The sequence below is a fragment of the Demequina globuliformis genome, assembly GCF_000975155.1.
Taxonomy (GTDB): domain Bacteria; phylum Actinomycetota; class Actinomycetes; order Actinomycetales; family Demequinaceae; genus Demequina; species Demequina globuliformis.
This window is the reverse complement of the sequence record NZ_BBRG01000001.1, coordinates 1,781,993-1,803,895: the sequence shown is the minus strand read 5'-3', so window position 1 is coordinate 1,803,895 and position 21,903 is coordinate 1,781,993. Positions and strand designations below refer to the sequence as shown.

The following is a 21,903-nucleotide window of genomic DNA, read 5'->3' as shown; positions in this document are numbered from 1 at the left end:
GCTGCCACTGGCTGCCCCCGCACTGCCCCCCGCACTGCCCCCCGCACAGCCCACCTCACGAACCCTCAGCGGCGCCCCCATTCCTCGCCCCGACGTGAGGGCGCGGCCAGGCGGCGTCCTGCGCGACGCGTGCGCAGTGCCCCAGTCGGCAAGCCGCGTTGACACCCCGCCCGCGGCCACCTAGAGTGACTGTTGAATCGTTTCAATCTGGAAGGACAAGGACGTCATGACCACGTTTGACGCCATCGCACCCCGCCTCGCCGAACAGGCGATCGAACTGCCCTCATGGGCGTTCGGAAACTCGGGAACCCGCTTCCGCGTCTTCGGCACGCCCGGCACGCCCCGCGACCCGTTCGAGAAGATCGCGGATGCCGCTCAGGTGCACAAGTACACGGGCTTGGCGCCCACGGTCGCGCTGCACATCCCGTGGGACAAGGTCGACGACTACACCGAGCTCAGCCGCCACGCGAAGGACCTCGGCGTGGCGCTAGGCACGATCAACTCCAACACCTTCCAAGAAGAGGACTACAAGTTCGGATCGCTCGCCCACCGCGAAGACCGAGTGCGGCGCAAGGCCATCGATCACCACCTTGAGTGCATCGACATCATGGACGCGACGGGCTCTCGCGACCTGAAAATCTGGCTCGCGGACGGCACCAACTACGCAGGTCAGGACGACATGCGCGGCCGCCAGGACCGCATGCACGAGTCGCTCCAGGAGATTTACGCCCGCATTGGCGAACACCAGCGCCTGGTGCTCGAGTACAAGATCTTCGAGCCGGCCTTCTATCACATGGACGTTCCGGACTGGGGTACGAGCTACGCCCAGGTCGCGGCGCTGGGAGAGCGCGCCACCGTGTGCCTCGACACCGGCCACCACGCCCCGAGCACCAACATCGAGTTCATCGTCATGCAGCTGTTGCGCCTGGGCAAGCTCGGGTCCTTCGACTTCAACAGCCGCAACTACGCCGACGACGACCTCATCGTGGGCGCCGCAGACCCCTTCCAGCTGTTCCGCATCATCGTCGAGGTCATCCGCGGCGGCGGGTACGGCACCGACGGCGACACGGCCTTCATGCTCGACCAGTGCCACAACATCGAGGACAAGATCCCCGGCCAAATCCGCTCGGTGCTCAACGTCCAAGAGATGACCGCACGCGCATTGCTCGTGGACCGCGAGGTCCTCGACGCCGCCCAGTCGGCAGGCGACGTGCTCGGCGCTCACGGCATCCTGATGGACGCCTTCTACACTGACGTGCGCCCTGACCTCGCCGCGTGGCGCGAGTCCCGCGGCTTGCCTGCAGACCCCATGAAGGCCTTCGCAGAGTCCGGCTACCTCGCCCAGATCGCGGCGGAGCGCGTGGGCGGTGCGCAGGCAGGCTGGGGCGCGTAACGCCATGCCTCGCGTGTGCTTCACCCTCCAGGTCGACCCGGCCCGCCTCACTGAGTATGTCGAGGCGCACCGGGCGGTCTGGCCCGAGATGCTGGAGGCGATCCGCGACGCGGGTCGCCGGGACTATTCGCTGTTCCTGCGTCCCGACGGGCTTCTGGTCGGGGTGTACGAGACCGACGACGACGCCGCCTCCGCGGCCGCGCTTGCAGCGGATCCCCGCACCGCACAGTGGGAAGCGACCATGGCAGGCTTCTTCGTCTCGCTCGACGGCGACCGCCCCGACCAAGGTGCACCCCAACTGCCTGAGGTCTTCCACCTCGAGACCCAACTGAAAGACGCCGGCCTCACCGCATGATGTCCGTCGAAGACCTCCTCATCCCGGCATCGGCCCTCCCGTCGGTCGACGCAGGTGCGCCCCGGGTAGACGTTCCAGCGCGCCTGTACCGGCCAGTGCAGCGGGCCGATGCCCCGGGTACCGCGTGCGGTCTGGTGTGGGTTCACGGCGGCGGCTTTGTCCACGGCGACCTGGACATGGAGGAGGCAGACGGCGTGGCTCGCCACGCCGCGGCGGCCGGGCACACGGTGCTCTCGGTCGACTACAGGCTCGTGGGTGGTGGAGACATCACTGCCCGGCAGTTCCCTACCGTCGCCACCGACCGCTTCCCCGCCGCACACGACGACGTCCGTGCCGCGTTTTCATGGATGGCGGCTCATGCTGGGCGGCTGGGCATCGACCCACGCACCCTTGTCCTTGGCGGCGCGAGCGCGGGCGGCAACCTCGCCGCCGGCGTTGCACTTCGCCTCGCCCGCACCCCTCATGTGGCGCGTCCTCGTGGGCTCGTGCTGGCCTACCCCGTCACCCACGCGACGCTGCCCGAACACGATCACGAGACGGCCGACGCCGTCGAGAGCCTGCCCGAAGAACGCCGCTTCCGGGCGGCAACGGTGGACGCCATGAACCTCAACTATGTGGGCGACTCCGCGCTTCTTGGCGATCCGCGAGCATTCCCTGGCGGCCACGACCTGACGGGCCTGCCGCGCACCCTCATCGTGAACTCCGAGCGTGACGACCTGCGCAGCATGGGAGAGACCTTTGCACGCGAACTCGCGCGTGCTGGCGTTGACATCACCTGCACCTCTGAGCCGGGCGCTATGCACGGCCACCTCAACCGCGCGCAAGAACCATACGCAGCGCGCACCTTGACCACGATCACGACCTGGCTCGCCCACGGCGAGTTGCACTGACCATCCCCGGAAAGGACCGAAGTGATGACGAATCCCGTCGCCGCTGAACTGATCGACCGCTCCAACCGTCTGGGCGCGGACCCTAAGAACACGAACTATGCCGGGGGTAATACGTCGGCGAAGGGCTCGGAAACTGACCCTGTGACCGGGCAGCCGGTCGAGCTGCTGTGGGTGAAGGGCTCCGGTGGCGACCTGGGAACGCTTCAGGAGAAGGGCCTAGCGGTCCTGCGCCTTGACCGCATGCGCGCGCTGGTCGATGTCTACCCGGGCGTGGACCGCGAAGACGAGATGGTCGCCGCATTCGACTACTGCCTCCACGGCAAGGGAGGCGCCGCACCCTCGATCGACACCGCCATGCACGGACTCGTCGATGCCGCGCACGTGGACCACCTCCACCCCGACTCGGGCATCGCGATCGCGACCGCGGCCGATGGTGAAGAACTGACCCACAAGATCTTTGGCGACAAGGTGGTGTGGGTGCCGTGGCGCCGGCCCGGCTTCCAGCTCGGCCTGGACATCGCGGACATCAAGGCGCAGAACCCGCAGGCGATCGGCTGCATCCTGGGCGGTCACGGCATCACCGCGTGGGGCGACACTTCCGACGAGTGCGAGAAGAACAGCCTGTGGATCATCGACACGGCCGCGCAGTACATCGCCGAGAACGGCAAGGACGCCCCCTTCGGTGCAGTGCGTTCGGGGTTCGAGGCACTGCCCGAGGCTGAGCGTCGTGCGAAGGCCGCCGCGCTGGCCCCCACGATTCGCGGCCTAGCCTCGACCGACAAGCCCATGATCGGCCACTTCACGGACGCAGACGTGGTCCTCGACTTCCTTGCCTCGGAGCGCGCGCCCGAATTGGCTGAATTGGGCACCAGCTGCCCCGACCACTTCCTGCGCACCAAGGTCAAGCCCATGATCGTGGACCTGCCCGCAGACGCTCCCGTTGAGGACACGATCGCTCGCCTGAAGGAACTGCACGAGGCCTACCGCGCGGACTACACCGCCTACTACGGGGCGCACGCCACCGAGGACTCCCCCGCCATCCGCGGCGCGGACCCGCTCATTGTGCTCGTGCCTGGCGTCGGCATGTACTCGTTTGGAGCGAACAAGCAGACCGCACGCGTGGCCGGTGAGTTCTACATCAACGCCATCAACGTCATGCGCGGCGCTGAAGCACTGTCCACCTACACCCCTATCTCGGATGCCGAGAAGTTCCGCATCGAATACTGGGCGCTTGAGGAAGCCAAGCTTCAGCGCATGCCGAGCCCCAAGAGCCACCAGGGCCGCGTCGCCCTGGTCACCGGGGCCGCCTCCGGCATCGGCAAGGCCATCGCCACCCGCCTGGCCGCTGAGGGCGCCTGCGTCGTGATCGCAGACCTCGACCTCGACAAGGCGCAAGCCGCCGCCGCGGAGCTCGGCAACGCCGACGTCGCGATCGGCGTCGCCGCCAACGTCGCGGACCCGCACGCCATCCAGGCCGCCTTCGATGACGCCGTGCTCGCCTTTGGCGGCGTAGACCTCGTCGTCAACAACGCCGGACTGTCACTGTCCAAGCCGTTGCTGGACACCACCGAGGCCGACTGGGACCTGCAGCACGACGTCATGGCCAAGGGCTCCTTCATGGTCTCCAAAGCGGCCGCGAAAATCCTCATCGACCAGCAACTCGGCGGAGACATCATCTACATCTCGTCCAAGAACTCCGTGTTCGCTGGCCCCAACAACATCGCCTACTCCGCTACCAAGGCAGACCAAGCACACCAGGTACGCCTGCTCGCGGTCGAACTTGGCGAGTACGGCATCCGCGTCAACGGCATCAACCCCGACGGCGTCGTACGCGGCTCCGGCATCTTCGCCTCCGGCTGGGGCGCCAACCGCGCCGCCACCTACGGCGTCGAAGAAAAGGACCTCGGCAAGTTCTACGCACAGCGCACCATCCTCAAGCGCGAAGTCGTGCCCGAGAATGTCGCAGACGCCGTCTACGTCCTCACCGGCCCCGAACTCACCCGCACCACCGGACTGCACGTTCCCGTCGACTCCGGCGTCGCCGCAGCCTTCATCCGATGACCGCGTCCGTCACCGTCGCCGCCATTGACCTGGGCGCCACCAGCGGCCGAGTCATGGTGGGCCACGTGGGCCCTGAGGAACTGCGCATTCGCCAGATGGCGCGCTTCCCCAATGGCCCCGTGGCCCTACCCGACGGCCTGCACTGGGACGCGCAAGCACTGCTACGCGCGGCCCAGTCGGGCTTGCGGGATGCGGCGGCGTGGGCGGGCCCCATCGCGTCCATCGGAGTTGACTCGTGGGCGGTGGACTACGCACTGCTGCGCGGGTCGCGCGTGCTGGGCGAGCCGTTTCACTACCGCGACTCGCGCACCGCGGCCGGCGTCGAAGCGGTGCACGCGGAGGTCCCCTTCGCAGAGCTCTACGCCCGCAACGGACTTCAGTTCCTGCCATTCAACACGGTGTACCAGCTCGCGGCCGAGGACCCCGAGGTCCTCGCCCTCGCGGACCGTCTCCTGCTGGTACCGGACCTCATCGCCTACTACCTCACCGGCGCCACCGTCGCGGAACGCACCAACGCCTCCACCACCGGGTTGCTGTCCGTCACCACCCGTGAGTGGGACACGGATCTGCTCAGCCGCATCGGCCTCCAGCGTGCACTGCTGCCGGACCTGGTCAACCCAGGCGAGCGCATCGGCTCGCTCCTGGCTCCGGTCGCGGAGGCCACTGGTCTGCCCACACACACCCAAGTGACGGCCGTGGGTAGCCACGACACCGCTTCAGCCGTCGTCGCCACACCCATGCGTGAAACCGGCGGCGCCTTCATTTCCTGCGGCACCTGGGGACTTGTGGGCGTCGAGACCGAGGCGCCTGTACTCACGGACGCCGCCCGCGAGGCGAACTTCACCAACGAAGGCGGCGTGGATGGGCGGACCCGGTTCCTCCACAACGTGATGGGCCTGTGGTTGCTGTCGGAGTCGATTCGCACGTGGGAGCGCGACGGCGAAACCATTGCGCTGGACCGCCTGCTTGCCGAGGCTGCCGCCGTAGGCGCGGACGTGCCTGTCTTCGACGCGACCGACGAGGCTTTCCTGGCGCCAGGCGACATGCCCGCACGCATCGCCACCTGGCTGACAGCACACGGCGAGCGCGCCCCGCAGTCGCGTGCCGAGGTAGTCCGGTCCATCGTCGAATCCCTCGCGAAGGCCTTCGCGCAGGCCGTGGCCACAGCCTCAGCGCTGTCGGGCCAGGAGGCCACCACCATCCACATCACCGGGGGCGGATCTCTCAACACGCTCCTGTGCCAACGCACCGCGGACTGGGCAGGGCTGCCGGTTGTCGCGGGACCCGTCGAGGCCACGGCCCTGGGGAACGTGTTGGTCCAGGCTCGCGCGCAGGGCGCCACCGGTGCCACCCTGGAATCGATGCGAGACCTTGTAGCCCGCACCCAAACCCTACGTACCTACGAACCCGGAAGGGTCTGACACACATGAAGATGGAGCGTCGTGTTCCGCGGCCCGCGGAGCTGGCACCGTTGATGAGTTTCAAGAAGTTCGAGCCCAACGGACGCGCGCGCAGGCTCGCGAAAGCCCACACCATCGCGGACCTGCGCGCCATCGCCAAACGCCGCACCCCTCAAGGCGCATTCGACTACACCGACGGCGCAGCCGAGGCAGAACTGTCACTAGCCCGCGCCCGCCAAGCGTTCCTGGACATCGAGTTCCACCCCGCCATCTTGCGCGACGTGTCCTCGGTCGACACATCCGTCGAAATCGCCGGCGGCCCCTCGGCATTGCCGTTCGGTATTGCCCCCACCGGATTCACCCGCATGATGCACGCCGAAGGCGAGCGCGCCGGCGCCTCCGCGGCCCGCACCGCAGGGATCCCGTTCTCCCTGTCCACCGTGGGCACCACCTCCCCCGAAGGCGTGCGCGAGGTCAACCCTGACGGCCGCAACTGGTTCCAGCTATACATGCAAAAAGACCGCGACAAGTCCATGGACCTCGTCAACCGCGCGGCAGCCTCAGGCTTCGACACGCTACTTGTCACCGTCGACGTCCCCGTCGCCGGCGCCCGCCTACGTGACAGCTACAACGGCTTCACGATCCCACCCCAGCTAACCCCCAAAACGGTCCTGAACGCGATACCCCGACCCGAATGGTGGATCAACTTCCTCACCACCGAACCCCTCACGTTCGCGTCACTCTCGGAATGGCAAGGCACCATCGGGGAACTCCTCGACGCACTCTTTGACCCCACCGTCGACTTCGACGACCTCGCCTGGATCCGCGACCAATGGCCCGGCCAGGTCTTCGTCAAAGGCATCCAAACCGTCGCCGACGCCCGCAAAGTCATGGACCTCGGAGTCGATGGCATCGTGCTGTCCAACCACGGAGGCCGTCAACTCGACCGCGCCCCCATCCCCTTCCACCTCCTGCCCGCAGTACGCAAAGACCTCGGCAACGACGCACAAATCATCCTCGACACCGGCATCATGTCAGGAGCCGACATCGTCGCAGCCCTGGCCATGGGAGCCGACTTCACCCTCATCGGCCGCGCCTACCTCTACGGACTCATGGCCGGCGGCCGCGAAGGCGTCGACCGCACCATCCACATCCTGCGCACCGAAATCACCCGCACCATGAAACTCCTCGGCGTCGCCACCACCGCAGACCTCACCCCCGACCACGTCACCCAACTCCAACGCCTCACCCCACGAGGCTGAGTTACGCCGACGGGTGGGGGTCCGGCCTCGTCTCGACGAACGCACCTGTCGCAGTCTCTTTGCGCACGGTTCCCGCGGCAAAGAGGCGGGCGCCCATCGCGACGTACACCCCTGGCGCAGCGAGTTGCGCGGCCGCGAGTGCAAAGCCAAGGTTCACGTGCGCATCGGAGCCCTCCACGGTTTCCGGTCGCAGCGCTCCCGTGAGCACCACGGTGGCCTCGGGCGGCACGCGTCCACTCAGGTAGGCCGCCGTGTCCGCCATGGTGTCCGTGCCGTGAGTGACGACGATCGAGGTCACACCCGCGTCTGCGACGGCGCGAGCGAGCACGTCCCGATCGGCGTCGGTCATGTCCTGACTATCGAGCGCGAGCGCGCCCGTGACCCGGATCGCGACCGAGGGCACGAGCGTCCCGAGCACCCGCGCCGCTGCCGGCTCGCCCACGGCGAGGTCGCCGGTGAGCTGGTAGACCTTGTCGATGGTGCCGCCTGTGGCGATGACGGCGATCTGAGCGTCGTGCATGACATCCCCTCCTAATAGGGCGTGCCGTCGGGCTGCCGGGTGAGGTCTAGGAGCTCCGCCTCGAGGGCGTGAAGATCGTCGGCGGAGAGCGAGGTGCCCCACAGCGGCGCCACGCTCACGCCGTCGCTTGCGGCGACCACGAGCCGGACCACGCGCGGCGGGAGCCCGTCGGCCGCCAGGTCCTCGCGCCACTGCCGGGCATCGTCCTGCGCGATCTGCTGCAATGACGACTCGCCCATCACGTGGGCGGCAAGCGCGACGCTGTCGTGGAGACCAGCGGCGTCGTGCGCATCGTGGATCGAGGCGCGCACGTACGCACGCAAGAGGCGTCCCGGAGCGTCGTCGTCCGGCTCGATGGCAGCAAACACTGAGCGGCGGAACGACTCGTAGAGCTCCTTCGCGAGCGCCTCCGTCAGGACCGCCTTGGACGAGAAGTGGTACAGCAGGCCGCCCTTGGACACCCCCGCTTCTGCGGCCACGGACTCAAGGCTCGCTGCAAGGCCATCGCGGAGGACCACGCGGTGGGCGGCGTCCAGTATGAGTTGCCGGGTGTCTTCCGCGGTCCGTCCCTCGACTCGTCCCATGGTGTGGCGTGCTCCCTTAGTGGTCGACCAGTACTGCGGCGCGCTTGGCCGGAATCCTACGCCACGCGACCACGGCTCCCAGGAGCAGCACCACGGCGGCGGCGACGGTCGCGATCTGCATGGCCTGAGTGAACGCGCCTTGGGCATGGATGAGGAGCGGGTCGCCCGGTTCTAGGACGGCCGATGCCCCGGCAAGGGAGTCCTCGACCGTCGCCGCGGTCTCGGGTGAGGCGGAAGGGGGCACATCGAGGCTCAGGCGGTAGGCGAGCGTCGCCACGGAACCGAGCACGGCAATGCCCATCGCCACGCCGAGTTCGTACGCGGTCTCCGAGATCGACGACGCCGCGCCGGCCTTGTCCGGCTCCACCGCAGAGACGACGGCATCCACGCTGAGCGTCTCCGACATTCCGACTCCCAGTCCCACTGGGATGAGCGCGAGCGCAATCCACCAGTACGACTCAGCGCTCTCGACGAATGCGAGGAGCAGGAGTCCGGACGCCGCCACGGACAACCCTGCGGCGATCGCGGGTCCGCGCCCCCACGCGCGCAGGGCGGCGGACACGACGAGGGCCACGGCCATGCTCGCCAGCGCAAGCGGCAGCTGCGCTACGCCGGCCTCGAGCGGACTCATGCCGCGCGCGAGCTGCAGGTACTGGGCGAAGAAGAACAGCACGCCACTGAGGGCGAACACCGAGATGAAGTTCACTGCGACGGCCCCCGCGAACTCGGGGACGCGGAAGAGCTTCACGTCCACCATGGGTGCGGGCGAGGTGCGCTGGCGCTTCACGAAAGCCACGGCGGAAGCGGCAGACAATGCGGCCGCGGCAATGACCATGGCGTTCACGTCCGCACCAAAGGCCTTCTTCACGACATAGACGAACGGAATGATCGCGGCCATCGACAAGCCTGCGGACAGGAGGTCGAACCGTGCGGTGGCGGTGGAGCGCGACTCCGGCAGGAGCCATGCGCCGGCAGCGACGAGAGCGAGGACCACGGGCACATTGATGAGAAACACCGATCCCCACCAGAAGTGCTCGAGCAGGACGCCTCCCACGAGCGGCCCAATCGCGAGCCCGCTCGCGGCTGCTGCAGACCAGATCGCGATGGCACGCGTGCGCTCGGTCGGGTCAGGAAACACGGTGCGGATGAGGGACAGCGTCGACGGCATGAGCGTGGCGCCGGTGACTCCCAGGAGGAGCCTCGCGGCGATCAGCATCTCCGGCGTGGTCGCAGAGGCCGCCAGCACCGACGCCATTCCAAACCCAGCGGCACCGATCAGGAGCAGCTTCTTGCGTCCCACCCGGTCGGCCACGTTGCCCATCGTGACCAGGAGGCCGGCGATGGCGAGCGAATAAATGTCGCCAATCCACAGGACCTGGGTGGCGCTTGCCTGGAGATCCGCGGTGAGTGATGGCACGGCGAGATACAGCACCGTGCTGTCGATCGCGAGAAGCAGTACGGCGCTGACGAGCACGGCAAGTGCTGCCCAGCGGCGGATGGCTGACATGGCTGAGACCTTTCGAGTTACTTAACCGTCCAGCCGGTACAGTAACACGAATAAGGCAAGGGTGCCCGGCGATCGCTACGCGCTCGCCTGCCCCGCCACGCGCTCGCACACTGGCAGTCACTCAGTGCCGGAATCGGCGGATTCTCGGCACTCAGCGACTGCCAGCGCGGCGGGTGAGGGAGGGAGGGAGAGCCTTGATCCCCCTAGCGGTCGACGCGCGCTCCCCCACCGGCGGCGAGCTTGTGCACCTCGGCCTTGGTGGCCATGGTGGTGTCACCAGGAGTCGTCATGGCGAGGGCGCCGTGGGCCGCTCCCAGGTTCACGGCCCGCTCAAGGGTCTCGCCCTCAAGAAGTCCGTGGATGAGGCCGGAGGCAAAGGAGTCGCCGCCGCCCACGCGGTCGAGGATCTCAAGCCCGCCACGTTGGGTCGCGCGGACCACTCCCGTGTCGCGGGACCAGGCCAATGCACCCCAATCATTGACCGTCGCTGTCTTCACTCCGCGCATGGTCGTGGCGATGACCTGGAAGTTCGGGAAGGCGTTCGCAGCGGTCTCGATCATCTGCGCAAAGCCGGACACGTCCAGCTCCTCAAGCGACTCATCCACGCCTGGAACCTCGAATCCCAAGGAAGCGGTGAAGTCCTCCTCGTTGCCGATCATGACGTCCACGTGTGGAGCAATGGCGCGGTTGACTTCCTGCGCGCGCTCCTTGCCGCCAATGGCCTTCCACAGCGACGGGCGGTAGTTGAGGTCGTAGGACACGACGGTGCCGTGGCGGTGAGCGGCCTCGACTGCGGCGATGACGGTGTCCGCAGCCGTCTCAGACAGGGCTGCGTAGATGCCGCCGGTGTGCAGCCACCGCACCCCAAGCTCGCCAAAGAGGTGGTCAAAGTCCACGTCGTCAGCAGTGAGCTGCGACGCGGCGGTGTGCCCGCGATCGGACACACCCACGGCACCACGCACACCGAAGCCGCGTTCGGTGAAGTTGAGCCCGTTGCGCACCGAGCGGCCAATGCCGTCGTAGTCCTTCCACACCACGTGGGAGGTGTCGACGCCACCGGCGAGGATGAGGTTCTCGACCAGATGGCCCACCTCGTTGTCCGCGAGCGCGGTCACGATCCCGGTGCGGTAGCCAAAGGCACGGGCGAGGCCGCGCGACACGTTGTACTCGCCGCCGCCCTCCCACGCAGTGAAGGACCGAGCAGTGCGGATGCGCCCTTCGCCCGGGTCGAGTCGGAGCATAACCTCGCCCAGCGATACCGCATCGAAGCGGCACTCTTGTGCGGGCTTGACCTTGAGGACTGTCATGGCGCTATGCCTCCTTGCTCAGCAGCGCGACGGCCTTAGCCACCAACGTCTGCACGTCATCGAACTTGCCTTCCGCAACCAGATCCCTGGGCACCATCCATGACCCTCCAACCGCGTGAACCGCGGCGATGGACAAGTACTCGTGGAGGTTTCCGGGGCCGATGCCTCCGGTAGGAACAAAGGACACGTCGCCAAACGGTGCGGCAAGGGCCTTGAGGGCGGGCGCTCCGCCCGAGGTGCCGGCAGGGAAGAACTTCACTGTGGTGACGCCCAGTTCAAGCGCGGCCATCACCTCGGATGCCGTCACCGCGCCGGGGAGCGCGAGGACCCCGCGCTCAACGCACCGCTCAACGACCGCGCGCGACAACCCCGGGGACACCACGTATGACGCGCCCGCGTCGACGGCCTGGTCTACCTGTTCGGGTGTCACCACGGTTCCCGCGCCTACCAGCACGTCGCCGCGCGCGGCCATGGTGCGGATGGACTCGACCGCGGCAGCGGTGCGGAAGGTCACCTCAGCTACTGGCAGCCCGCCGCCGACGAGAGCGTCGGCCAACGGTGCGGCGTCGGCCGCATTGTCGAGCACGACCACCGGCACAAGCCGGTGCTGACCCAACTGCGTGTGAACGGATTGCGGGGAACTCACAAGGACTCTCCTAGTTCAAGGGAAGCGATGTCGACGGGCTGGCCCGTCGCCAAGGACTGATTGCCAGCGATGCCGACAGAGACTGCGCGAAGTCCGTCGCGGTAGCCAGCAGCCCTGGCAAGGGGGTCTTCCCCCACGCGCAGGTCGCGACGGAACACTTCCATGAGCAAAATCGCGTCGCCGCCGCCATGGCCGCCAATGCCCGCCGGGATCTCCACCTCAACGGGCGCCTCCCAGTGCCGCTGCACCACGAGGCGTTCGCCGTGCGGCCGGAGCGCATCCGCTGCAAGTCCTTCTGGGGTGGCGGAGGGGTCGAGCGTGACCGTGCCGTCCTCACCGGCAATCACGGCACCGCGTTCTACGACCTCAAGTTCCGCGCGGCCCTCAGTGCCGTTCACCGTCACGCGGTAGCCCTCCCAAGGCGCGTGGGCGTTGAGCGAGTACGTCATGACGGCGCCGGAGCGGTAGTCGACCACGAGGGCAAGGTTGTCTTCAATGTCGATGTCGTCATCGAAGACGTCCCGGTCACGCAGGTAGCCGTCGTGATGCTCGGCTTTAAGGTAGAGGGCTTCTAGGCGCGGATCCTCGCGCAGGTCAAGCGAGAAGGGGTCGCCGTCGGCCCCCGTGCCGCGCTCGGGCCGGTCTCCCAGTCCGCGCGTGCGGGCGTTGTCTGCGCCGTAGAACTTGAGTCCTCCGCGGGCGTAGACACGCTCGGGCACGTCGCCCAGCCACCAGTTGACGAGGTCAAAGTGGTGGCTCGACTTGTGAATGAGCAAGCCACCGGAGTTGTCCTTGTTGCGGTGCCAACGGCGAAAATAGTCCGCCCCGTGAACGGTGTCGAGCGCCCACTCAAAGTGCACCGACGTCACCTGGCCGATGCGGCCTGAGGCAATCACCTCACGCAGCGTCGAGTTGCGAGGTGCATAGCGGTAGTTGAAGGTCATCACGAGGTCGCGGCCGGTGTCCCCGACCGCCGTGGTGATGGCTCTGCAGCCCTCCTCCGTGGTCGTCAGAGGCTTTTCGACAACAACGTTGGCGCCGGCCCGCATGGCGCGGTCGATCATCTGCGCGTGGGTGGCGTCGATCGTCGTGACAATCACAGTGTCGACTCGCTCCGTCGCGATCATGTCCTCGAGACCATCCGCGTCATAGCGCGGCAGTCCCGCGGGCGCCCCACCGGCAACAGAACCCACGAGTTCGTCGTAGTAGTCGATCCTTCCGGGATTGCGATCCAGCCACGCCACGATCTCGGCGACGTCTGCATGGTCGCCTGTGATCGCGTCGACGTACATCCCCGCACGGTGTCCGGTGCCGATCACGGCGTAGCGGGTCCGGGGTCGGTCCGCGGCGGGCTCGTCGAACGTGGGCATCACCAGCGGGCTCGGGCCACCGGCGGGTTCGTGGCGCGGCGGCGCGGTGGGATTCTGGTCAGCAACAGAGGTCATTACAGGGTCCAATCAAAGTCAACGTGCCAGCGGCGGGTACACGGCGCGCGGAATCTCGTAGGCGAGGTCGATCGCGGTCTCCGTGGCCTCATCGAGGCTGAGTCGGTGTTCGGCCACAAGGCGCGCAAGGTGGCCGGCGTCAATGCGCCGTGCGACGTCATGGCGAGCGGGGATGGAGAGGAAGGCGCGGGTGTCATCCACAAATCCGGCGGTGTTGTAGAAGCCCGCGTTGTCGGTGACGGTGTCGCGGAACCGGCGCATGGCGTCGGGCGTGTCAAGGAACCACCACGGCGCACCCAGCCGTACGGCGGGATACACGCCCGCCAGTGGAGCGAGCTCCCGGCCGAACACGTCCTCGTCGACGGTGAACAGCACCAGGGTCAGGCGAGGGTCGTGGCCGTAGCGATTGAGCAACGGCCGCAAAGCCCGGGCGTGGTCAATGGGCACGGGGATGTCGTAGCCCACGTCGGGCCCGCGTTCCGCGTAGACGCGGTCGTCGTAATTGCGCAGCACGCCAGGGTGAAGCTGCATAACCATGCCGTCTTCGCACGACATCCTGGCCATTTCCGTGAGCATGTGGCCGGCAAAGATGCGGGCCGATGCCGGGTCGACGCTGCCCGCTAGCGCGGACTGGAGAATGCGGTCGGCTTGGGTGGGGGTGAGCGGGGCGGTGTCCGCATAGAGGTGACCGTGATCGGTGGCGCGCGCGCCAGCGGCGACGAAAGCCGCGCGGCGTGACTCGATCGCCTCGATGTAGGTGGCGTAGTTGACGATGTCGACGCCCGCTCGCTCCCCCATGGCCCGCACAGACTCGCGCCAGTCAGGACGGTCAAGGTTGACGACGGCGTCCGGGCGGAAGGTGGGCACCACCCGGTCGCCGTAGCCGCGGGAAGCGAGGTCTGCGTGGCTGGACAGCGGGTCGTCGGCAGCATCCGTCGTGGCCAGGATCTCGATGTTGAGCGAATCCAGCAGTGCCAGAGGCCTCAACCCAGGCTCCTCCAGGCGTGCCGCGATGGCGTCGTAGGACGAGTCCGCCGAGTCCCCGGAGAGGTTCGATGACACACCGAGCACCTCTTCCAGGACGTGTTCCATCCAGATGCGCGTGGGGGTACCGCGGAAGAGCTTCCAGTTGCTCGCGAACGCTCGCCAAATTTCGCGTGGGTCAGTCTCGACCGGCTGGCCGTCACGGCGCGGCACGCCCAGGGCGTCGTGCGAAACGCCTTGAGAGATGAGCATGCGCACCAGGTAGTGGTCCGGCACCACGAGCAGACTCGCGGGGTCTCCGAAGGGTGCGTCAGAAGCCAGCAGACCGGCATCCACGTGGCCGTGCATCGACACCAGGGGCAGATCACGCACGTGCGAGAAGATCTCGCGGGCAATGCCGCGCTCGTCGGGCTGCGTGGGCAGCAGGCGGTCCTCGTGCAGCGCGGATCGCAGGCCGGGCGATGTAGTCACGCGGACCTCCTTGTCCAGATCGTGTGAAACTTTTGAATGCGCTTTCATTGCGCCCAACCACTATCGCATGACACGTCACCTGGGGCAAGTTTTCTGTTCAAACGAACCGAAATGTGGCAGGATGGACACCGGCGTCTTGCGCGACGCGAGTAGCGCTCGATCATGAAACAATGAAAACGCAGTCACGGTGATCACTATCCGTCGCGATGCATGCACCGCGGCAGCACCGCCGCTGACACCGAGGAAGGGAGTGCGCATGGCCACGCTTCGCGATGTGGCGAGCGCCGCAGGGGTCTCGCCCGCCACGGCATCGCGCGCCCTCAGCGCCCCCGACACCGTATCGATGGCCAAACGTCACCAAGTCATCGAGGCCGCTGAGCGCCTCAACTACAAGCCCAACCGGTCCGCGCAAGCCCTCGCCTCCGGCCAGAGCAGACACATCGGCCTCGTCCTGCCTGACCTCGCCAACCCGTCATTCGCAGCCATTGCCAAGGGCGTGCAGGCCCAGGCGCGCGGCACGCGCTACTCCGTGCTGGTAGCTGACACCGATGAGGACCCGCGTGCGGAGCGCGCCATCGTGCGCGATCTCCAGACCAGCGTGGACGGCCTCGTCCTGTGTTCACCGCGCATGCCGGAAGAAGAGATCCGCGAGTGCGCCGCGGCTGGCCCACTGGTGTTGGTCAATCGCGAGGTCGATGGCCTGCCGTCGGTGACGTTTGACTCCGCCGCCGGCGTAACCCAGGCACTCCAGCACCTCCGCGCGCTCGGCCACCACCGAGTTGCCTACGTAGGCGGACCGGAAGCATCGTGGTCGGATGCCCACCGACGGCGGGCGCTTGGAACGGTCGAGGGGGTCGACGTTGTCGACGTAGGCGCGCACCGCCCCATCCACACGGGCGGGGTAGCAGCCGCGGACCTTGCACTGGGCACCGGCGCCACCGCCATCCTGTGCTACAACGACCTCATCGCCTTGGGCGTGCTGTCCCGCCTGCGCACTCGCGGGGTCGACGTCCCGAACGACATATCCGTCGTGGGATTCGACGACATTGGCGCGGCGACCTACGTAGCGCCCACCCTGACCACCGTGGCCATCCCCCTCACCCGTGCAGGGCAGGAAGCGACTTCCCTGTTGTCGCAGGTGCGCGACACCTCCGCAGATGGCACGCCCGTCCGCCTACCCGTGGAGTTGGTCGTGCGCGACTCGTCCGGCCCCGCTCCCGCGTGACCCCACCGAAAGGACGACAATGACGTCGCTCGACCGCCTGTCCCCCGCTGCCCTGGATGCACACCGTGTCCACGGCCTTCCTGACCAGGTACGCCCGCCGGCACCGCTCGACCGCAGCGCGCCGCCCGGCATTGTTCACCTGGGCATCGGCGCCTTCCACCGTGCACACCAGGCGGTCGTGACCGAACGTGCCGGCGCCGCACACAATGACTCTCGCTGGGGCATTGTGGGCGTCACGCAGCGCAGCGCCAGCGTGCGGGACCAACTCGCCCCCCAAGGCGGACTGTACGGCGTGCTGGAACTGTCGCAAGAGCCGGATGGCACCCCCCGGACTGCGCTCGACCTCATCGGTAGCGTGCGGGACGTGCTCTTCCCGGGCGAGGACACCGCCAAGGTCATGGAAGCGATCGCTGCGACACCGACGCGCATTGTGTCGCTCACCGTCACAGAAAAGGGCTACCGACGCCACCCGCAGGGCGGACCCGACTTCGCCGACCCCGCGCTCGGGCACGACCTCGACCTCCTCGCGCGCGAACTGGGCGGCAAGCGAGACGCGCTCGCGACCCCATCGCGTAGCGCGATCGGCACACTGCTGCGCGGGCTTGCCCACCGTTGGGCGACCTCGGGAGCGCCGCTCACTGTGGTGGTGTGCGACAACCTCCTCGACAACGGTCCGCAGGTCGCACAACTCGTCCACAGGATCGTCGATTCCTCCCCGGCCAAGAGCGCGGAAGCGTTCGGCTCATGGTTGCGGGAGTCAGTGGCGTTTCCTGCGTCAATGGTCGACAGGATTGTCCCCGCCACCACGGATGCCCACCGGGCCACGGCCGAACACCTCCTGGGCCTGCGCGACGCTGGACTGGTCGTGGCCGAGCCCTTCCTCCAGTGGGTCATCGAGGACCGCTTCGCGGGACCCCGTCCCGCATGGGAAGACGGCGGCGCGACCCTGACCGACAACGTGACGCCATACGAGCACACCAAGCTGCGGGTTCTCAATGGCACCCACTCCTTCCTCGCCTACGCGGGCGCCTTGCGCGGGCATGCCCTGATCGCCGACGCCGTGGCGGATCCCGAGCTCAACGCCCTTGCCCGCGAACTGATCGACTCCGACGCCATCCCGTCGCTCGAGAAGGTCGACGAGATCGACGTCGAGGGCTACCGCGAATCCGTGCTCGAGCGTTTCGCCAATGGAGCGATCGGCCACACCACGGTGCAGATAGCCATGGACGGCTCACAAAAGCTTCCGATCCGGTTCCTCGGAACGGCGGCCGACCGGCTCGCGGCCGGCGCCGTTCCTCATGCGATCGCCCGTGCCGTCGCAGCGTGGATGCTGTACGTCTACACCACGACGCAGGACTCGCTCGAGGTCGGTGGCACGCGTGTGGAGCTCGACGATCCGCTGGCTACCCCCCTCGCCGATGCCGCCCGCGGCCCCCTTGACTCGCTCGCGGACCGGCTACTCGCCATGGACGCAATCTTCCCGGCGCACCTTGCCGAGGACCCCCGCTGGCGCGACGCCGTCCGCGCCGGGCTTCGTGAGGTGTCGTCGTGGAGTGAGGCACCTGCGATGGGAGCCCTACGATGACCGCCATCCCAGGTAGTGCCGCACTCGGCGACGTCAGCATCATCCTTTCTCGCGGCGACGATGTTGCCGTCGCCACCCGGGACCTTCCGGGTGGCATGACGCTCACGGACGCTCCGCATGGCGACCTCACGGTCGGCTCAACGGTCGCCAGGGGCCACAAGATCGCGCTGCGCGCCATCGCCGCAGGCGAGCCCGTGCGGAAGTACAGCCAGGTCATTGGGCGCGCGACTGTCGACATCAAGCCCGGCGCCCACGTCCACGCACACAATCTGGGCATGGACGATGGCGCACGTGAGGTCGAGGTCGGCGTTGACCGCCGCGACACGGTGCCTGCACGTGAGGTCCGCACATTTCAGGGGTACAGGCGCTCAGACGGCACGTGGGGCACCCGCAACTACGTGGGCATCGTCACGTCGGTCAACTGCTCCGCGTCCACGGCCCGCATGATCGCGGACCAGTTCCGCGGGCCCGTGCTGGATGCGTATCCACACGTCGACGGCGTCATCGCGCTGACTCACGACACGGGCTGCGGCCTGGTGCCCACAAGCGAAGGCGCGCAGGTCACCAGACGCACACTTCAGGGCTATGCCTCTCACCCGAACATGGCGGGGTTGCTGGTGCTCGGCCTGGGCTGCGAGATGATGCCCGCCGCCACCATCCTCAGTGGGCTCGACCTACGCGAGGACCTCCCAGTCAAGGAACTGACTATCCAGGACACGGGCGGGATTCGCGCCACGGTCCGTGCCGGGGTGGCGGCCATCGAAGCGATGCTTCCTGGAATCGAACTGCTACGGCGCGAAACCGCGCCAGCATCTGCCCTGGTCCTGGGCACCAACTGCGGGGGTTCCGACGGCTACTCGGGCATCACCGCCAACCCCGCGCTCGGCTACGCCGGAGACAAGCTCATCTCCATGGGGGGCCGTTCCGCGCTCGCCGAGACACCGGAGGTGTACGGCGCAGAGCATCTGTTGCTACGGCGCGCAGTGTCGCAAGAGGTCGCAGACACACTCCTGGAGCGGCTCGCATGGTGGGAAAAGTACGCGGCAGACGGGGGTGGCACGCTCGACAACAACCCCTCCCCCGGCAACAAGGCCGGCGGCCTCACCACGATCCTGGAGAAGTCGCTGGGCGCCGTGGCGAAGTCCGGGTCCTCCGAGCTTGTCGCGGTGCGCGAGTATGCGGAAAAGATTGACCTTCCCGGCCTGACCTTCATGGACACGCCCGGCTACGACCCCGTGTCCGTCACGGGACTGGTCGCTGGCGGCGCGACGGTCGTGGTCTTCACGACTGGTCGCGGTTCCGTGCTGGGCTGCAAGCCCTCTCCGTCGATCAAGGTCGCCACCAACACCGAGACGTTTGACCGCATGCGCGAGGACATGGACCTCAACGCGGGCCGCATCGTGGACGGCACCGCCACGCTTGAGGAGGTGGGCGAAGAGATCTTCGAGAAGATTCTCTCGGTCGCTTCAGGCGAACAGACGGTCTCGGAAGAGCTCGATTTGGGCTCAGATGAGTTCGTTCCCTGGCAGTTGGGCACGGTCACCTGACTGGCCCCACACAGCGGCCCAGGGCACTTTCACGCACCCACCGGCCACGGGGGCCGGTATGCCGCTCGCGCGATGCGGGCCGCCCCGGGTGCCAACACGGAAAGCAAGGGCACCCGGGACGGGGTCTACATCAGTCGAGCGTCACTCCTGCTCGCTGAAAGCGTGACTCCAGGTCGAGTCTGCGTTCGCCGCGATGGACACGCCCGCTTCCGGAACGGCGGTGACCGTCACGTCTGCACGTGAGGCTCGCTGAGTTCCTTGACGAGCCTCGACCCCGTCAATGAAGTAGGTGAAGTGCCGGTCGTTCGGAATCCAGACCGCGGGAAACGACCGTCCCGCCTCACGGAAGCGCGGCTGGGCGGGCTCGTGAGGTTCAGTGAGCACCGGGACGTTACCGAAGTCCATGTCACTGGCAAGGTAGTAGGACGTGTACGAGGGCTGGTTGTAGGTGGTGTTCTGACGCGCGACCTCGGCGCGATACTGCGTGTCGTGCAAGAGGGTGGGGAGCTTGTGCTCGGTGACCTCAGTACTGACGTAGATGCGCATGGCGCTCGAGTCCAAGGTCCGGGTCACGAACTCTTCGCGCCAGTCGCCCAAGATGTCCGCGACGAGGGAGGGGTTGCCCTTGGTCCAGTTGTTGACCGCCGTTCCGTCGGCGGTCAGCATGGTGCCACGGGTCCAGTCGTCAATGGTCGGCACCCGGTATGAATCCGCCTGATACCCATTGACGATTTGGGTCGTCAAGTCGGCGGCCCAGCGAATTGACTGGTTGTTTCCGGGTGTTGCGCTCTCAATCCTGTCGCCGTGCGCACTCAGGAGGCCCGAGCCATCTGACCCCCCTGGCATGCTCGCCCACACCTCAACGCCGGCTACATCGGCGCGCACATCGCCCACCATGCCGCGGCCCGTGTCGCGACCGGAGTACTCGCCGTGAATCACGCTGCCCGTCGCGCCGTCGCGCAGCACTGAGCCATACGGGGCCCACGCGCCAGACTCGTGAACAGTCCAGATCTCGAGGCCCGGGCGGTCAGGGTCGATGTCTGCCACGTGCATCGCGTCACCGTGCCCGAGTTTCGCCTGAGCGCCCGGGTCACCACTGCCCGCCGGGAGTGTGCCGTACGAGCTGTACAGCAGACTGCCATCGTCGTCGATGGTCGCGGCGCCGTAGACGATCTCGTGCTTGCCGTCGCCGTCCACATCAGCAGAACTCAGCGAGTGGAAGCCCTGCGTCGTCAACGTGGCGAACTCCGGGTCGGTTCCTTCGCGCCCGTGCGGGCTGTCGTTGAAAGGATTGCTCAACGGTACGTGGCCGCTGTCGACGAACCAGCGCTGATCCAGGTTCTTGCCGTTCCAGTCGTATGCTGCGATCGCGGCTCGCGTGTAATACCCGCGAGCAAAGATCGCCGACGGCCGCTGACCGTCGAGGTAGGCGACGCCGGCGAGAAACCGGTCGACTCGGTTGCCAGGCTCAATGCGCGAATAGGCGTAGTCGCCCCACAGCAGGCCATCGTCTCCGCGGCCAGGTTCGTACCTCACGGTATCGAGCTCCGCGCCCGTCTCACCGTCGAACACTGTCAGGTACTCGGGACCTGTGACCACGAATCCGTCGAAGGTGGTGAGGTCGTTTCGTCCGCTGCGCCCTGGCGCCCAGGTATTGATGAAGAAGTCGGCGAGATCCGTAGCGGACTCTTTGTTGAGGGGGTACTCGTGCTCGACGGGAATGTCCCACGCTTCCTCAAGCGTCGCGGGCCAGTTGCCTGCGACCACTTCCGGATGCTGATGCCAGTCGAGGAACACCTCAATGAGGTGGTCCCGGTAGTCCGCAGCGCTCATGCGGTAGTCGTCAGCATGCGAGAATCCGGCCCGGATGTCTTCGCGCGGCATGGTGACATACTCCTCGGCAATCACATTGCCAGCGTCGTCATACCTGATCGACTTCGTTCCCGGAGCAGTCTTGAGCATGGTCTCCGCTCGACCGTCTCCGTCAAAGTCATATGTCATGAACTGCGTGTAATGGGCGCCGGCGCGGATGTTGACACCCAGATCAAGCCGGTTCAAGAGCGTGCCGTCGAGTTCGTATGTGTCCACATACACGGTGCCCGTGTACCCCTTCTGGGATACGTCCTTGGAATTTGAAGGGTCCCACTTGACGACGAGTTCGAGTTCACCGTCGCCGTCCACATCGCCGACTGACGCATCGTTCGCGCTGTAGGTGAAGGTGTCGCCATCGGGGAACGTCGTGCTGGGAGGGGTGACGCCTCCAGCTGGCTTGGTCAGAGGGACGTCGAGGTAGCCGTCCTCCCAGGCCGAGACCCCGGCGCTGTGATCGCCGACGACGTCGTGCCACGCAGGAGCGACCGTGTACACGGCTGTCGCATCGCCTTCGCGGTCGACAAAGTTGGTCGAGTCCTCGACCGTCGCAATGCGCTCGCCATCCCGAAACACGGCGAAGGACGGCCCGCCCACGCCGGTATCCGTGGCAGGGCCAGCTTCTGTCGCGAGCAGCCTCCAACTCATGAAGATGCCCTCGGTCGTGTCGACCACCACGAGGCCTCGGTCGAGAGCCTCGAGTTCGGGCGTGGCATCGCGCGGGCTGTGGGGTGGGCCTGCAGCAACTGCTGTCGTTGTAGTAGCGCCTACGAGCAAGGCTCCCGCAGCACAGGCGGCTGCGATGGCGCGGGCAGGTGGTGTCAAAAGATTCATCGTTGAATCCTTTTCTGG

17 protein-coding genes are annotated in these 21,903 nt (G+C 67.1%); 9 read left to right on the top strand and 8 right to left on the bottom strand.

Translation table 11 applies throughout. The annotated features are described in order from the left end of the window. Window positions 1-226: 226 nt before the first annotated feature. From rhaI to AOP75_RS08390, 6 genes are read left to right on the top strand one after another with little or no spacing between them, the layout of a single operon-like run. Window positions 227-1,393 carry an L-rhamnose isomerase gene (gene rhaI, locus AOP75_RS08415; RefSeq protein ID WP_062078189.1) on the top strand — a complete coding sequence of 389 codons (1,167 nt, stop codon included), beginning with the start codon at window positions 227-229 and terminating at the stop codon, window positions 1,391-1,393. A 4-nt stretch (window positions 1,394-1,397) separates the two neighbouring features. Further along, a complete protein-coding gene (locus AOP75_RS08410) occupies window positions 1,398-1,748 on the top strand; it encodes an L-rhamnose mutarotase (RefSeq protein WP_062078187.1) in 351 nt (116 codons plus the stop codon). After that, on the top strand, window positions 1,745-2,638 hold the full coding sequence (locus tag AOP75_RS08405) for an alpha/beta hydrolase (RefSeq protein ID WP_083966793.1): 894 nt from the start codon (window positions 1,745-1,747) through the stop codon (window positions 2,636-2,638). Before AOP75_RS08410 ends, AOP75_RS08405 begins: the two co-directional genes overlap by 4 nt. Before the next feature lie 24 nt (window positions 2,639-2,662). Then, a complete protein-coding gene (locus AOP75_RS08400; protein ID WP_062078185.1) occupies window positions 2,663-4,699 on the top strand; it encodes a bifunctional rhamnulose-1-phosphate aldolase/short-chain dehydrogenase in 2,037 nt (678 codons plus the stop codon). Further along, complete coding sequence (locus tag AOP75_RS08395; RefSeq protein ID WP_062078183.1) at window positions 4,696-6,120, top strand: rhamnulokinase; 1,425 nt, start codon at window positions 4,696-4,698, stop codon at window positions 6,118-6,120. The genes AOP75_RS08400 and AOP75_RS08395 overlap by 4 nt, the downstream gene beginning before the upstream one ends. Window positions 6,121-6,173: 53 nt before the next feature. Beyond that, window positions 6,174-7,361 (top strand): alpha-hydroxy acid oxidase, encoded by a 1,188-nt coding sequence (locus AOP75_RS08390; protein ID WP_369345456.1) that lies wholly within the window; start codon window positions 6,174-6,176, stop codon window positions 7,359-7,361. 1 nt (window position 7,362) lies between these two features. Here the strand turns inward: AOP75_RS08390 and AOP75_RS08385 are convergent, their stop codons facing one another. The 7 genes from AOP75_RS08385 to uxaC all read right to left on the bottom strand — a co-directional run bounded on the left by AOP75_RS08385 (window position 7,363) and on the right by uxaC (window position 14,825). After that, window positions 7,363-7,881: an asparaginase domain-containing protein gene (locus tag AOP75_RS08385; protein ID WP_062078179.1), complete on the bottom strand. Its 519-nt coding sequence runs from the start codon at window positions 7,879-7,881 to the stop codon at window positions 7,363-7,365. A gap of 11 nt (window positions 7,882-7,892) precedes the next feature. Then, window positions 7,893-8,465 carry a TetR/AcrR family transcriptional regulator gene (locus AOP75_RS08380; RefSeq protein WP_062078177.1) on the bottom strand — a complete coding sequence of 191 codons (573 nt, stop codon included), beginning with the start codon at window positions 8,463-8,465 and terminating at the stop codon, window positions 7,893-7,895. Window positions 8,466-8,481: 16 nt separating this feature from the next. Continuing rightward, window positions 8,482-9,972 (bottom strand): MFS transporter, encoded by a 1,491-nt coding sequence (locus AOP75_RS08375; RefSeq protein WP_062078175.1) that lies wholly within the window; start codon window positions 9,970-9,972, stop codon window positions 8,482-8,484. A gap of 203 nt (window positions 9,973-10,175) precedes the next feature. After that, complete coding sequence (locus tag AOP75_RS08370) at window positions 10,176-11,279, bottom strand: sugar kinase (protein WP_062078173.1); 1,104 nt, start codon at window positions 11,277-11,279, stop codon at window positions 10,176-10,178. 4 nt (window positions 11,280-11,283) lie between these two features. Then, window positions 11,284-11,925, bottom strand: a complete 642-nt coding sequence (gene eda, locus AOP75_RS08365; RefSeq protein WP_062078171.1) for a bifunctional 4-hydroxy-2-oxoglutarate aldolase/2-dehydro-3-deoxy-phosphogluconate aldolase — start codon at window positions 11,923-11,925, stop codon at window positions 11,284-11,286. After that, window positions 11,922-13,370: a Gfo/Idh/MocA family protein gene (locus tag AOP75_RS08360; protein WP_062078169.1), complete on the bottom strand. Its 1,449-nt coding sequence runs from the start codon at window positions 13,368-13,370 to the stop codon at window positions 11,922-11,924. Before AOP75_RS08360 ends, eda begins: the two co-directional genes overlap by 4 nt. An 18-nt stretch (window positions 13,371-13,388) precedes the next feature. After that, complete coding sequence (gene uxaC, locus AOP75_RS08355) at window positions 13,389-14,825, bottom strand: glucuronate isomerase (RefSeq protein WP_236683096.1); 1,437 nt, start codon at window positions 14,823-14,825, stop codon at window positions 13,389-13,391. Window positions 14,826-15,081: 256 nt separating this feature from the next. Between uxaC and AOP75_RS08350 the strand changes: the two genes are divergently transcribed. From AOP75_RS08350 to AOP75_RS08340, 3 genes are read left to right on the top strand one after another with little or no spacing between them, the layout of a single operon-like run. Next, window positions 15,082-16,050 carry a LacI family DNA-binding transcriptional regulator gene (locus AOP75_RS08350; protein ID WP_062078167.1) on the top strand — a complete coding sequence of 323 codons (969 nt, stop codon included), beginning with the start codon at window positions 15,082-15,084 and terminating at the stop codon, window positions 16,048-16,050. A gap of 19 nt (window positions 16,051-16,069) precedes the next feature. Beyond that, on the top strand, window positions 16,070-17,635 hold the full coding sequence (locus tag AOP75_RS08345; RefSeq protein WP_062078165.1) for a mannitol dehydrogenase family protein: 1,566 nt from the start codon (window positions 16,070-16,072) through the stop codon (window positions 17,633-17,635). Continuing rightward, the gene (locus AOP75_RS08340; RefSeq protein WP_062078163.1) at window positions 17,632-19,182 is read left to right on the top strand and encodes a UxaA family hydrolase; all 1,551 of its coding nucleotides are present in this window, start codon (window positions 17,632-17,634) and stop codon (window positions 19,180-19,182) included. The genes AOP75_RS08345 and AOP75_RS08340 overlap by 4 nt, the downstream gene beginning before the upstream one ends. Before the next feature lie 141 nt (window positions 19,183-19,323). On the opposite strand, the gene AOP75_RS08335 is transcribed toward AOP75_RS08340, so the two are convergent. After that, a complete protein-coding gene (locus tag AOP75_RS08335; RefSeq protein ID WP_062078161.1) occupies window positions 19,324-21,885 on the bottom strand; it encodes a rhamnogalacturonan lyase in 2,562 nt (853 codons plus the stop codon). Between the last annotated feature and the right edge of the window lie 18 nt (window positions 21,886-21,903).